The following is a 12,869-nucleotide window of genomic DNA, read 5'->3' as shown; positions in this document are numbered from 1 at the left end:
TCCGCGCCCGGGCCGGGGGATTTGTCCGAAAACTGCATCCGCGCTCAACTGGCCGCCGGATTCTGCCCGGGGCACTGCCATGACCGATCCTGCCGATCTTCCCGCCACCGCGGCCGCGCGCCGGCTGCGCGACGGCAGCTTGACCGCCATGGACCTGACGGAGGCGCTGCTCGACCGCGTCGCCGCCCGCGAACCCGTCCTGCGCGCCTTCGCCTGGCTCGACCCGGCGCTCGCCCGGCGCCAGGCGGCGGCGCTGGACGCCGCGCGCGCGGCGGGCCGGGCGGCGGGGCCGTTGCATGGGCTGGCCTTCGGGGTAAAGGACGTGCTGGACACCGCCGACCAGCCTTCGCAGTACGGCTCGCCGATCTGGGCCGGACACCGGCCGCGCGGCGATGCCGCCTGCGTGGCGGCGGCGCGGCGGGCCGGGGCGGTGATCCTCGGCAAAACCGTCACCACCGAATTCGCCACCCGCCACCCGGGCCCGACCGCCAATCCGGCCGATCCCCGCCATACCCCGGGCGGCAGTTCCTCCGGCTCGGCGGCCGGGACGGCGGCGGGGTATTTCCATGCCGGCTTCGGCACCCAGACTGCCGGCAGCATCATCCGCCCGGCGGCCTATTGCGGCGCGGTCGGCTTCAAGCCCTCCTACGGCACGCTGCACCGGGCGGGGATGAAGGTGATGAGCGAATCGCTCGACACGATCGGCGTCATCACCCGGACCGTGGGCGACGCCGCCTTCGTCATGGCCGGGCTGACCGGGCGGGACTACGGCGCGCCGGAAGCCAGGGCGCCGCGCGCGCCGCGCCTGGCGCTCTGCTGGGGGCCGACCGAGGCGGAGGCGAAGCCGGAAACCCGGGCGCTGCTGGACCGCGTGGCCGCCACGGCGGCCAGGGCCGGCGCGACGGTCGAGCCGATCGTGCTGCCGCCCGCGGTAGTCGGCGGGCTCGAGGCGCATGCGCTGGTGATGAACGGCGAATCGGCCGAGGCGCTGGGCTGGGAGCTGAACACCTCGGCCGCCCAGCTCTCCCCGGTGCTGCGGGAGCGGATGGACTGGGGCCGCGCCCAGGGCGGGCCGGCGCTGGCGGCGGGGCAGGCGGCCTTCGCCGCGGCGCGCGCCGCCTTCGCCGATGCCATGGCCGGCTACGATGCCATCCTGACGCCGAGCGCCCCGGGCGAGGCGCCGGAAGGGCTGGGCTGGACCGGCGACCCCGCCTTCAACTCGCTCTGGACCCTGCTGCACGTCCCTTGCGTGACGGTGCCGGTCGGCGCCGGGCCGCGGGGACTGCCGCTCGGCGTGCAGGTCGTGGCGGGGTTCGGCCAGGACCGGGCGGCGCTGGCCTGGGCGGAATGGGTGCGCCAGGCGGTGGGGTGAGCAGGCCGGGGCCAGAGGGCCACGATTGCAACCTCAAGGTTTGTATTCGATTAAACTAGTCGTTCTGGGTTGAGTATCGACTGTAATCCGTCGCGCCCGACGACGGAGGCTCCAGGTTGCAGCCATGATTCCGGCCGCCATCGCCTCGCGGCGGCCCGCTCGGACTCTACGATCGTGCCTTCCGCCTCATGCTGCTGCCTTCGAGCAGATCTCCGCGCCTTTCGCGGAGGTGACCCTGCCCCTGCTGTCACGCAGCCTGGTCGAGCCGGACGCCTATCGCCGGGCCTTTCGGCGCATCCTCGAGGCCATGCTGCTGCTGACCTTCCCCGGGCTGGTCTGGATGAGCGCCTGCAGCCATGGCTTGGTCGTGCTCGTGCTCGGCGAACACTGGGCGGCGGTCGCGCCGCTGCTTGCCGCGCTGGGCATCGACGGTTTCGTGGCGCCGATCGCCGCCAGCATGGGCTGGCTGTTCGTCAGCCAGGGCCGCCCGCACCCGCCAGAAGGGCAGGTCGCTGGACACCGTGCAGGCGGCGGCCTGCAGTTGCGGCCCGCCCGCCTCGGCCCGCGGCAGGTCCCGCACGGCCGCCCTTATCGCCGCGGCGTCGCCGTCCAGCAGCGCGCCGCGCAGGTCTGGGCCGGGCAGCCGGCACGCCCCTGGCCACAGCCCGTCCGCGGCGTGGCTATGCGCGGCATCCCAGTTCACCGCCGCCGCCCTGTAGCCGCGGTAGCGTGGCAGGACGAGGTCCTCGCCGCAGGCATGCAGGATCGCGCAGGACCCGGCTGCCGTCGCGGCATCGAGGATCATGTGGTCCGGCTCCGCGACCAGGGCCGCGAAGGCGGCATGATCGCGCCGGCCGGCCTCGACCCCTTGGGAGGCGAAGAAGATCCCGGCGGTGCCCGCCTCGGCGACGCAGTCCCGCGCCAGGACCGCCAGGCCGGACGCGACGCGGCGCAGGGCGGCGCCGACCGCCGCGGGATCCTCGGCGATCCAGCCGGCCATCCGCGCCCACCCGTAGCGGTCGCGCATCTGGCCGAACGGGTTCAGCACCGTGGCGAAGACCGGATACCGCCCGCCGCTGCGCCCGACCAGCGCGCGGGCCACGGCCTGCTGGTCGCGGTAGAAGCCGGGGCCGACGGGCGCGGCGCAGACCGGCCGAAGCTCCGCGGTGCGGGTCAGACCGGACGGCAGGAGATGCTGTTACTCATTCATCACCTTGATGAAGTCGCTGCCGCTGAAACGGCACCCCAGCAGGTGCGCCACTCCCGCGCCCTTCCCGTAGCGGAGATCGGGCGGGAAGCGGCACCAGAAGGCGCCGGTCAGGCCTTCGAACGGGGTTTCGCGCCGGGTCCGCTGCGCCGTCTCCGGCATCTCCTGTCCTTCCTGGACAGGCCCGCCGCAGGGTCGGCGAAGGCGCGGCCGCGCTCGATCCGCCGCCTGGCTTCATCGCCCGGTGGTAGACAATGCAAAGGGGTCAATCGTGATCACGAAGGGGCATCACCGCGCCTTCCGCCGCGGCGGCTTCGTCGGGCTGGAGAAATTCGCCACCCCCGCCGAAGTCGCCGCGTCGCGGATGATCCTGGGAGGGCTGTTCTCCCGCCGGGCAGCATTGGCGGAGGGCCACCTGACCGATTTCGCTGCGCCAGCGATCGACTTCGACCGGCCGTGGATGCTGCAGCTGCGCTACCCCTGCGACCGCGCTTCGGAGCTGGAGACCCTGGCCATCCGCGCGCGGGCGCATGCCACGGCGCGCCGAATCCTCGGGGCGGATGCGATCTTCGCCTTCGACCACGCCGTCATCAAGCCGCCGCATGACGGCAGCCCGACGCCCTGGCACCAGGACATTGCCTTCCACGACGCCTGGGACCGGCATCTGAACCTGACCTTCTGGATCCCGCTGCAGGATGTCGGGCCCGTGAATGACTGCCTGCACTTCATCGCGGGGAACCATCGCGGCCAGCTGGAGGCGCACCAGCCGATCGGCGGCAATCGGCGCGTCCGCGGGCTCGGGGTCCCCCGGCCATCCAGCGAAGGGGCCATTGCTGTGCCCCGGCCGGCGGGCGGCGTCAGCATCCATGAGCGCCGGATGCTCCGTTACGCCGGCCCGAAGCGCTCGGCGGCGCCCCGCCGGTCCCATGCGCTCGCCTTCAAGCGCAGGCGGCGGGACTGGCTGGAACGCCAGCGGTTCGGCCCCATGCTGCGCGCCCCCCTGGCCGGACTGATCCGCGCCGGGTGACGCCGGCCCGGCGCCGCCTACCTCACCCCGGCGAAGCCCGGCGCCTTCCGCAGCGCGTCCGTGGTGTCGAAGTCGCGCAGCACGGCGTCGTCCGCCATCTCGACCTCCGCCACCCGATCGGCATGCTTGCCGGCCAGGTGCCGGGCGCCGACATCGCCGGTGATGGTCATCATCTCCGGCAGGAACTCCACGGCCCAGAGCATCGGGTTGCCCTGCTTGCCGCGGAAGGTCGGCATGACGATGGACCGGCCTTCCTCCGGGTCGAAGGCGGCCATCAGGCGGTCAATCATAGGCCCTGCGACCAGCGGCATGTCGCCGAGGCAGATCACCACCCCCTCGATCTCCGGCGGCAGGGCGGCGAGGCCGGCCTTCAGGCTGGCGGAGAGGCCTTCGGCATAGTCCTCGGCATGGGCGAAGATCACCCCCTTGCCGGTGAGCGCCGCCTCCACCCGCTCCCGCTCGTACCCGGTCACGACGACCACCGGCCGGGCGCGGGAGGCCAGCGCGTTGTCGACCACCCGGGCCACCATCGGCACGCCCTGGTCGTCCGGCACCAGCAGCTTGTTGAGCGGCGCCATGCGGCGGCTGCGGCCGGCCGCCAGCACCAGTGCTGCGACCTGCCGGCCGCGGCGCGGCGCCTGCGCCGGCGCCGGGGCATTGGCCGCCTCGGCACGCGGCAGCGGCCGGGTCTCGATCTCCTTCAGGAGGCCGCCGACGCCCATGCCCATGACGTCGCGGGGCGTCACGGCGACGCCGGCGAAGAGCCGCTGCAGCACCCAGTCGATGCCGTTGAGCTTGGGCGACTTGGCGCAGCCCGGCAGGACCAGGGCCGGGATGCTGTCGATATGGCCGAGGCAGATCAGGTTGCCGGGATCGACCGGCATGCCGAAATGGTCGATCGTCCCGCCCGCCCGCACGATGGCGGCCGGCCCGACATCGCGGCGGTCCACCACGGCCGAGGCGCCGGCGACCAGCAGCACCTGCGCGCCCTGGCGGCGCAGCCGGTTCAGCGCGTCGGCGATCGGCGCGGTCTCGTGCCGGGTGCGCTCGGGCGGCAGCAGTGTGCCGCAGAGCGCCTCGATCCGGTCGCGGGTCGCCTCGACGGCGCCCTCCATCACGCTTTCCTTCTGCCCGGGCAGCTCGGAGAGCACGAGCCCGACCTTCAGCGGCCGGAAAGGGTGCAGCGAGAGCGGCGGCGTGCCCTGCTTCGCCATAGCCTCCGCCACCTGCAGCACGGGGCCGGGGACGGCGAAGGGGATGACCTTGATGGTCGCCAGCATCTCCTTCGCCGCGACCGGGATGTGCGAGGCGAGCGTAGCCACGGTGAGCGATTCGTCGAGCGCGTTCAGCCGGTTGATGGTTTCGGCCTCGACCACCAGCAGGCCCGGCGTCTCGGCCAGCAGGTTGACCCGCCCGGTCGAGGCGCGGGAGCGCGCCAGCAGCGGGCCCATCAGCGCATTGGCCAGGCGGTCGGCCGCCTCGTCCTCCGGCACGTCGCCGGGCTCGAGCCGGGCGGCGATGACGCTGCCATGGCCGCCCTGCTGCAGCGCGGCGATCGCCGGCGGGTCCAGCACCGTGCCCTTCTTCAGGACGCGGCCCTGCAGCCGGATCGTATGCGCGAGGACGGCGCCGCGCGCCTCGTCCAGCGGGGTGGGGCCGAAGATCATGCCGCGGCGGCCGTCGGCGCGGCGGCGCGGGGCGCCCCGAGCGCCGCGCCGCGCCGGGCGGCGATCACCTCCGCGAGGATCGACAGCGCGATCTCGGGCGCCGTCACGGCGGCGATGTTCAGCCCGACCGGGGCGTGGATCCTGCCCATGACGGCCTCGGCATGGCCGAGCTCGGCCAGCCGCGCGATGCGCTTGGCGTGCGTCCGGCGGGAGCCGAGGGCGCCGATGTAGAAGGCCTCCGACTTCAGCGCGACGTCGAGCGCGGGGTCATCGAGCTTCGGGTCGTGCGTCAGCGTCACAACAGCGGTGCGGCTGTCCGGCGCCAGCGCGACCATGGCGTCGTCGGTCCATTCATGGATCAGGGCGATCCCCGGAAAGCGGTCCGCCGTCGCCCAGGCACGGCGAGGGTCGACCACGGTCACTGCGAAGCCCACGGTCTGCGACATCGGCACCAGGGCCTGGGCGATGTGCACGGCGCCGACCACGATCATCCGCAGCGGCGGGTTGTGCGGATGGACGAACCAGGCCTCCCCGTCCAGCGTCACGTTCTGCGCCGCGTCGTCGCGCAGCGCAGCCTGCGCGGCGTCCGCCAGCGCCCCGGGCAGGGCCTTGTCGGGCCAGAGGCATTGCTCGCCGTCGCTCAGCCGGGTCAGCAGCGCGACCGGGCGCTTGGCGGCCTGCGCCGCCTGCAGCGTGGCCAGGACCTCCGGCGTCACGACAGCTTCTCCACGAAGACCTTCAGCTTGCCGCCGCAAGCCAGGCCGACTTCCCAGGCGCGCTCGTCGGAAATGCCGAAATCCAGCAGCTGCGGCGTGCCGGTCTGCATGGTCTGCTTGGCGACATCGGCCACCGCGCCCTCGATGCAGCCGCCGGAGACGCTGCCGGCCAGCTTGCCGGAGGCGCTGACCGCGAGCCGCGAGCCGGCGGGGCGGGGCGAGGAACCCCAGGTCTCGACAACCGTGGCGAGCGCCACGGTTTCACCGGCCGCGCGCCAACCGGCCGCGGTCGCCAGCACGTCCTCGGAATCGCTCATGCCGCCATCCTCCGTATCGTCCGGTTGCCGGGCTGCGGGCCGCTCAGGGTCTCGACCAGCGACCGCAGGCTCTGCAGATTATGCACCGGACGGAACTCGTCCACATGCGGCAGCATCGCCCGGATGCCCTGTGATCTGGGCTGGAAGCCCTCGTATCGCAACAGGGGGTTCAGCCAGATTAGCCGGCGGCAGGAATGGCGCAGCCGCTCGGTCGCCTCGGCCAGCCCCTTGGCGCCCTCACGGTCGAGCCCGTCGGTTATCAGCAGCACCACCGCGCCCTGGCCGAGCACGCGGCGCGACCACTGCCGATTGAAAAGTTCGAGCGACTCGCCGATCCGCGTGCCGCCCGACCAGTCCGGCACGACGTGGGAAACCAGCTCGAAGGCGACCTCGGCATCGCGCGACTTGAGCTGGCGGGTGACGTTGGTCAGCCGCGTGCCGAACAGGAAGCTGTGTACCCGGTCGCGGTCGTTGGTCACGGCGTGCAGGAAGTGCAGCAGGACCTGCGCATACCGCGCCATGCTGCCGCTGATGTCGCAGAGCGCCACCAGCGGCGGCGGCTGGGTGACGCGGCGCTTGCGGGCGAGAGTGAGGATCTCGCCGCCCTCGTGCAGGCTGGCGCGGATGGTGGCGCGCAGGTCGACCACCGGGCCTATCGGATCGGGCCGGAAGCGGCGGGTCGGCCGCGCATCCAGCGGCAGGACCAGCTTGCGGATTTCCCGCTTGGCCTCGAGGATCTCGGCGGCCGACATGGCCTCGAAGTCCATGGATTGCAGGCGCTCGCGCTCGCTGACCGTCATCGCCACCTCGACCGGCGGCGTCTCCTCCGGCTCGCGCGGGGGCTGCTGCGGCGGCTGCTTCGGCGGGGTCATCGCCTCGGCGACGCGGCGGGAGGAGGGGGGCGGCTTCTGGCGGTCCTTGAAACCGTCCAGCATGGCCATGGCGGCGGCGTTGCGGCCGGCTTCCGGGTCGCGCCAGAACAGCAGAAAGGCCTGGTCGAAGACATCGAAATCGGCGTGCCGGCGGACCATCACGCCGCGCAGCGCCGCATGCACCTGGCGGCGGTCGCCGATATCGACGAGCTGCAGCGCCTCGGCCGCGGCCAGCGCCTCGGCCGGGCCGACCGCCAGCCCGGCGCGGCGCAGCAGGCGGCCGAAGGCGAGCAGGTTGGCGGCCAGCGCGGCACCCGGGGGCGCGGTGAGGGCCGCAAGGGCGGCGAATTCGCTCATGACCCGGCAGCCCGGCAGGCGGGCGCCTTTCCCCCGCACTCCCTGCCAAAGGCCCAGAGCCCCTTTGAGACCGCTGGCCACGACAGGTCGAGGTTGCCGTCCTTGCGTGACCCAGGTCGGGGTCCAGGGACCGAAGCGGTCCCCACCGGGGGTGCAGGGGGCGGCGCCCCCTGCGCGCGCCACATCACGCCGCCGCCTGCTTCGCCTCGGCGACCAGCTTGGCCGCCTCGGCGCCGCGCAGCTTGGCGATATCGTCCTGGTACTTCAGCAGGACGCCGAGGGTTTCGTCGACCGCCGCCGGCTCCAACTCCTGCGCGTCGAGCGCGGTCAGCGCCGCGGCCCAGTCGATGGTCTCGGCAACCCCCGGCAGCTTGAAGTAGTCGCCGCAGCGCAGCCGCTGCACGAAGGCGACGACCTGGGCCGAGAGCGCCTCCGGCACGCCCGGCGCGCGGATACGCAGGATCGCGCGTTCCCGCGCCGCATCGGGGTAGTCGACCCAGTGATAAAGGCAGCGCCGGCGGATCGCGTCATGCACCTCCCGCGTGCGATTGGAGGTGATAATGACGATCGGCGGCACCGCGGCCTTGATGGTGCCGAGTTCCGGCACGCTGAGCTGGAAGTCGGCGAGGATCTCCAGCAGGAAGGCCTCGAAGGGCTCGTCGGCGCGGTCCAGCTCGTCGATCAGCAGCACCGCCGAGCCGCCCTCTGGCGAGAGCGCCTGCAGCAGCGGACGTTCCTGCAGGAAGCGGCGGTCGTAGATGCCACGCTCCAGGGATTCGCGGTCCCCTGCGGCCCCCGTGGCCTCTGCCAGGCGGATGCTCATGAGCTGGCGGGCATGGTTCCACTCATAGGCAGCGGCCGAGAGGTCGAGACCGTCGTAGCACTGCAGCCGCACCAGGCGGCGCGGCAACTCCTTGGCCAGGACCTTAGCGATCTCGGTCTTGCCGGTGCCAGGCTCGCCCTCGAGGAAGAGCGGCCGGCCCATCCGCAGCGCGAGATGCACCGTGGTCGCCAGCGCCCGGTCGGCGACATAGCCGCCTGCCGCGAGCAGCCGCTGCGTCGCCTCGACGCTCTCGGGCAGGTCGGTCGCGCCGCCCGGGCCCGGCTGGGAGGCGGCGTTCGTCGGGCGCGGCCGGTTCACGCCCTCGCTTGCGCTCGGACGATCGGGCGCGCTCACAGGAACATCAGCGCCAGAATGCCGAGCATCAGCACGCAGCCGGCCCAGAATTGCAGCGGCAGGCCGAAGGGCTCGATCTGCAGCATCAGGCGCAGCGGGCGGATGGCATTCTCGTCCACCGGGCGGGGGTTCGGCCGGTACACCGGCTTGCCGCCGCCAGCGCTCGGCCCGTCAGCGCCGTGCTGGGTGAGCGGGCCGGGCGCGCCGGTGTCACCGAGGTACTCGGTGTCGGTCCCGGCGGCAGGGGTGCCATGCGCCGCGGCGGCGACGCGCGTATCGGTCGCGGCGCGGTTGGCCGGGCTGCGCATCGCCGCACCGGCGGCCATGTTCGCGGCATCCTCCGGCGCGCTCGCCGTCTCAGTCACGAAGCCGCCGGCCGGCGCCGCGGCTTCGGCCATCTCGGGCTCAGCAGCCTCGGGCGCGGCCGGGGTCAACAGGGCGGCGAAGCGATCGAAGAACTGGTCGGCCATCTGCTTGGCGGTGCTGTCGATCAGCCGGGCGCCGAGCTGCGCCATCTTGCCGCCGACCTGCGCCTTCACGTTGTACTTGAGCAGCGTCTCGGCCGGACCGAGTTCCTCGAGCGCCACGTCGGCGCCGCCCTTGGCGAAGCCCATCGCGCCGCCATTGCCTTCGCCGGTGATGGTATAGCTCGCCGGCGGGTTGATGTTCTCGAGCTTCACCTTGCCACCGAACTTGGCCGACATCGGGCCGAGCTTCACCCCGACCTTGGCGGTGAAGGCGTCGTCCGCGGTACGCTCGACGGACTCGCAGCCGGGGATGGAGGCGCGCAGCGCCTCCGGATCGTTGAGCGCTTCCCAGACTTGCTGCCGCGGCGCGGGGATGCGCCGCTCGCCGGTCATTTCCATGGTCTGCTCCCAAATTCGCGTCGGACCTTAGTGGCCGCTGGGGGTCAAGGAAACCCCCGCGGGCCGCGGTCCAGGGTAGGGGCCCGTAGGGGGTGGCCGTATGGTTCAGGCCAGCGGGCACAGCGCCGCGGCGGCCGTTGGGGTTGCGGTGGCGCGACGAATGGTGTGTGTGCCGCCCATGTCCGCCCCCGACTTGCTCCGCCCATGCCGCGCCGCGCTGCTGGCGCCGATGTTGCTGTTCGGCGGCCCGGCCCTGGCGGCGCCGATGGAGGCCTCGCTCGGCCTCGCCTGGGGGTTGCCATTCGCCGGGCTGCTGCTGAGCATCGCCCTGCTGCCGCTGGTCGCCGGGCATCTCTGGCACGTGCACTACGGCAAGATCGCCGCGGCCTGGGCGGCGGCGCTGGTGCTGCCCTTCGCCCTGGCCTTCGGGCTTGGCCCGGCGCTGGTGGAGATCCGCCACGTCCTGCTGCAGGACTGGGTGCCATTCATGGCCCTGCTGCTGGCGCTGTACACCACCGGCGGCGGGGTTGTCCTGCGCGGCCGGCTGGTCGGCACGCCGGCGGTGAACACCGCGCTGCTGGCGGCCGGGACGCTGGCGGCCAGCGTCATGGGCACCACCGGCGCCTCGATCGTCTTCCTGCCGCCGCTGCTGCGGGCCAATGCCTTCCGCATCCGCAAGGTGCATAGCCTGGTATTCTTCATATTCCTGGTCAGCAATATCGGCGGCGCGCTGACCCCGCTCGGCGACCCGCCGCTCTATCTCGGCTTCCTCAAGGGCGTCGGCTTCCTTTGGACGGTGCAGCACCTGGCGGCCGAGTTCCTGCTCTGCGCCGTGCTGCTGCTCGGCCTGTACTGGTTGCTCGACCGGCGCGCCTGGGCGAAGGAACAGCCGTCGGCGCCGGCGCTGCGGGAGGGCGAGGGCGGTCTGCACATCCGCGGCCGCCGCAACCTGGCGCTGCTCGGCGCGGTGCTCGGCGTGGTGCTGCTGCAGGGGGTCTGGCAGCCGGGGCCAGTCGGCCTCCTGGGCGAGCCCATCGGGCAGGAACGCCTGCTGGCGGTGGCGGCCTTCCTCGGCATCACCGTGGTCTCCTTCCGCGTGACGCCCCTCGCGCTGCGGGAGGAAAACGGCTTCGGCTGGGGGGCGATCGTCGAGGTCGCCAAGCTCTTCGCCGCCATCTTCATTTGCATGGCCCCGCTGCTGGCGATCCTGCGGGCCGGGCGGGACGGGGCGGCGGCCGGGCTGGTCGGGCTGACCACGGATGCGGCCGGGGCGCCGGTCCCGGCTGCCTATTTCTGGCTGACCGGCCTGCTGTCGAGCTTCCTCGACAATGCGCCGACCTACCTGGTGTTCTTCAACCTGGCGGGCGGCGACGCGGTGCGGCTGATGGGGCCGGACGCGTCGTTGCTGGCGGCGATCTCCTGCGGCGCGGTCTTCATGGGGGCCAACAGCTATATCGGCAACGCCCCGAATTTCATGGTCAAGGCGATGGCGGAGCGGGCCGGAGTGGAGATGCCGGGCTTCTTCGGCTACTGCGCCTGGGCGGCGGCGGTGCTGCTGCCGTTGTTCGGGCTGGTCACGCTGGCGTTCTTCGCCTGATACGATTTGCCTATCGCCGGCCGCGCGGGATCGAAATTGACAGATCGCTGGCCCTGGCGCTCTCTCCCGCCGCACAGCCTTGTTCCATGAGAGAGACGCCATGCCCTACGTGATCGGTGCCGATGTCCCGGACGAGCCGGCCGGCCTCCGCTTCCGCCGCCTGCTCGAAGGCCCGGGGATCCTGCAGATGCCGGGGGCGCATTTCGGCATGGCCGCGCTGCTGGCGAAGAAGGCGGGGTTCGAGGCTGTCTACCTCTCAGGCGCGGCGATGACCGCCACCATGGGCCTGCCCGACCTCGGCATGATCACGGTGGACGAGGTCTGCTTCTGGATCCGCCAGGTCAACCGCTCCACTGGGCTGCCGATGCTGGTCGATGGCGACACCGGCTATGGCGAGGCGCTGAACGTCATGCACATGGTCCGCGCCTTCGAGGAAGCCGGGGCCGGCGCGGTGCACCTGGAGGACCAGCTGCTGCCGAAGAAATGCGGCCACCTCAACGACAAGAAGCTGGCCGACGCGCATGACATGGCGGCGAAATGCGCCGCGGCGCGGAAGGCGCGGAAGCACCTCTACATCATCGCCCGCACCGACGCAGCGGCCAGCGAGGGCATGGACGGTGCCGTGGCGCGGGCGAAGCTTTATCTCGAGAGCGGCGCCGACGCGATCTTCCCGGAAGCCCTGACGACGCGCGAGATGTTCGTCGAATTCGCCCGGCGGATGCCCGGGGTGAAGCTGCTGGCCAACATGACGGAGTTCGGTCGCACGCCCTTCTTCACCGCGAAGGAGTTCGAGGAGATGGGCTATTCCATGGTGATCTGGCCGGTCTCCCACCTGCGCGTCGCGGCCAAGGCGGTCGAGGAGCTCTACGCCTCGATCAAGGCGAACGGCGGCACCCACAAGATGGTCGATCGGATGCAGACCCGGGCCGAGCTCTACGCCACCATCGGCTACCACGACTACGAAGTGCTGGATGCGAGCCTGGTGAAGACCATCATCCCGACGGCGATGCCGCAGCAGCGGTGACGGCCCCGCGCCGCCGCCGGCGAAGCTCAGTCGGTGCGCGGCGGTAGGTCTGCCGGATGGCCGCGTTGAAGCTGCGCAGGCTGGCGAAGCCGGCTTCGGCGGCGACCCCGGTCATCGGCAGGTCGGTGTCGTCGATCAGCCGCTTCGCCCGCTGCACCCGCGCGGTCCGGGCCACGCCGGTCGGGCTGGCGCCGAGGTGCCGGCGGAACAGCCGGGCGAGGTGCCGCGGGCCGATGCCGAGCCGCGCGGCGAGGGAGCCGACGTCGCCAGCGTCGAGCGCCCCCGCGTCGATGAGCCGCAAGGCCCGGCCGACCGTGCTGCGGGTGCCGTTCCAGGCGGCGGAGAATGGCGCGGTCTCCGGCCGGCAGCGCAGGCAGGGGCGCAGCCCTGCCGCCTCGGCCGCGGCGGCGCTGCGGTAGTAGCGCACGTTGCGCGGGAGCGGCTGCCGCGCCGGGCAGACCGGCCGGCAATAGATGCCGGTGCTGTGCACGCCGATGAAGATCAGGCCGTCATAGGCGGGATCGCGGGCGTAGCGGATCCGCTCGCGAAAGACGGGGTCCAGTTCCGCCTGGTCGCCCGGCGGCAGGCTGGGGATCAAGGGCGCGTGGTCCATGGCCTGATCATGCCACGCGCCCGGCGGGCAGGCAGCCGCCGCGGGATGACCGCGTCC

General features: G+C 72.5%; 13 protein-coding genes and 1 pseudogene. 5 read left to right on the top strand and 9 right to left on the bottom strand.

All coding sequences use genetic code 11. The features are described 5' to 3' along the window. Positions 1 to 79 precede the first annotated feature (79 nt). Positions 80 to 1,372: an amidase gene (locus E2C06_RS01945; RefSeq protein ID WP_133286899.1), complete on the top strand. Its 1,293-nt coding sequence runs from the start codon at positions 80 to 82 to the stop codon at positions 1,370 to 1,372. Between the two features lie 124 nt (positions 1,373 to 1,496). Beyond that, positions 1,497 to 1,715: pseudogene (locus E2C06_RS40710) on the top strand (hypothetical protein); the annotation flags it as partial. Here the strand turns inward: E2C06_RS40710 and E2C06_RS01940 are convergent. Together E2C06_RS01940 and E2C06_RS37295 are read right to left on the bottom strand one after the other, a co-directional pair. Further along, positions 1,620 to 2,474: a uroporphyrinogen decarboxylase family protein gene (locus E2C06_RS01940; RefSeq protein ID WP_165982156.1), complete on the bottom strand. Its 855-nt coding sequence runs from the start codon at positions 2,472 to 2,474 to the stop codon at positions 1,620 to 1,622. The pseudogene E2C06_RS40710 and the gene E2C06_RS01940 sit on opposite strands and share 96 nt — an antisense overlap. A gap of 96 nt (positions 2,475 to 2,570) precedes the next feature. Continuing rightward, positions 2,571 to 2,741: a hypothetical protein gene (locus E2C06_RS37295; protein ID WP_165982155.1), complete on the bottom strand. Its 171-nt coding sequence runs from the start codon at positions 2,739 to 2,741 to the stop codon at positions 2,571 to 2,573. A gap of 109 nt (positions 2,742 to 2,850) precedes the next feature. On the opposite strand from E2C06_RS37295, the gene E2C06_RS01935 reads away from it, so the two are divergent. Beyond that, the gene (locus tag E2C06_RS01935) at positions 2,851 to 3,606 is read left to right on the top strand and encodes a phytanoyl-CoA dioxygenase family protein (protein ID WP_165982154.1); all 756 of its coding nucleotides are present in this window, start codon (positions 2,851 to 2,853) and stop codon (positions 3,604 to 3,606) included. 17 nt (positions 3,607 to 3,623) lie between these two features. On the opposite strand, the gene E2C06_RS01930 is transcribed toward E2C06_RS01935, so the two are convergent. The 6 genes from E2C06_RS01930 to E2C06_RS01905 form a co-directional block, all read right to left on the bottom strand. Further along, positions 3,624 to 5,273, bottom strand: coding sequence for an NTP transferase domain-containing protein (locus E2C06_RS01930; RefSeq protein WP_133286896.1), 1,650 nt, complete (start codon positions 5,271 to 5,273; stop codon positions 3,624 to 3,626). Beyond that, a complete protein-coding gene (locus E2C06_RS01925) occupies positions 5,270 to 5,989 on the bottom strand; it encodes an XdhC family protein (protein ID WP_133286895.1) in 720 nt (239 codons plus the stop codon). The genes E2C06_RS01930 and E2C06_RS01925 overlap by 4 nt, the downstream gene beginning before the upstream one ends. After that, positions 5,986 to 6,306, bottom strand: a complete 321-nt coding sequence (locus E2C06_RS01920; RefSeq protein ID WP_133286894.1) for an XdhC family protein — start codon at positions 6,304 to 6,306, stop codon at positions 5,986 to 5,988. Before E2C06_RS01920 ends, E2C06_RS01925 begins: the two co-directional genes overlap by 4 nt. Further along, positions 6,303 to 7,535 carry a vWA domain-containing protein gene (locus E2C06_RS01915; RefSeq protein WP_133286893.1) on the bottom strand — a complete coding sequence of 411 codons (1,233 nt, stop codon included), beginning with the start codon at positions 7,533 to 7,535 and terminating at the stop codon, positions 6,303 to 6,305. The genes E2C06_RS01920 and E2C06_RS01915 overlap by 4 nt, the downstream gene beginning before the upstream one ends. A 184-nt stretch (positions 7,536 to 7,719) precedes the next feature. Next, entirely contained in the window at positions 7,720 to 8,676 is a 957-nt protein-coding gene (locus tag E2C06_RS01910; protein WP_370451396.1) for an AAA family ATPase, read from the bottom strand. Between the two features lie 32 nt (positions 8,677 to 8,708). Continuing rightward, a complete protein-coding gene (locus tag E2C06_RS01905) occupies positions 8,709 to 9,578 on the bottom strand; it encodes a CoxG family protein (protein WP_133286892.1) in 870 nt (289 codons plus the stop codon). A 178-nt stretch (positions 9,579 to 9,756) separates the two neighbouring features. Here E2C06_RS01905 and E2C06_RS01900 point away from each other — a divergent pair, with 178 nt between their 5' ends. Beyond that, positions 9,757 to 11,175 (top strand): sodium:proton antiporter, encoded by a 1,419-nt coding sequence (locus tag E2C06_RS01900; protein WP_206664399.1) that lies wholly within the window; start codon positions 9,757 to 9,759, stop codon positions 11,173 to 11,175. A gap of 100 nt (positions 11,176 to 11,275) precedes the next feature. Next, positions 11,276 to 12,199, top strand: coding sequence for a methylisocitrate lyase (gene prpB, locus E2C06_RS01895; protein WP_133286891.1), 924 nt, complete (start codon positions 11,276 to 11,278; stop codon positions 12,197 to 12,199). On the opposite strand, the gene E2C06_RS01890 is transcribed toward prpB, so the two are convergent. After that, a complete protein-coding gene (locus E2C06_RS01890) occupies positions 12,168 to 12,812 on the bottom strand; it encodes a bifunctional transcriptional activator/DNA repair enzyme AdaA (RefSeq protein ID WP_133286890.1) in 645 nt (214 codons plus the stop codon). The two genes, prpB and E2C06_RS01890, sit on opposite strands and share 32 nt — an antisense overlap. Positions 12,813 to 12,869: the final 57 nt, after the last annotated feature.

The sequence above is a fragment of the Dankookia rubra genome, from assembly GCF_004355005.1.
GTDB classification, from domain to species: Bacteria; Pseudomonadota; Alphaproteobacteria; order Acetobacterales; family Acetobacteraceae; genus Paracraurococcus; species Paracraurococcus ruber_A.
This window is presented reverse-complemented; position numbering and strand designations above follow the sequence as displayed.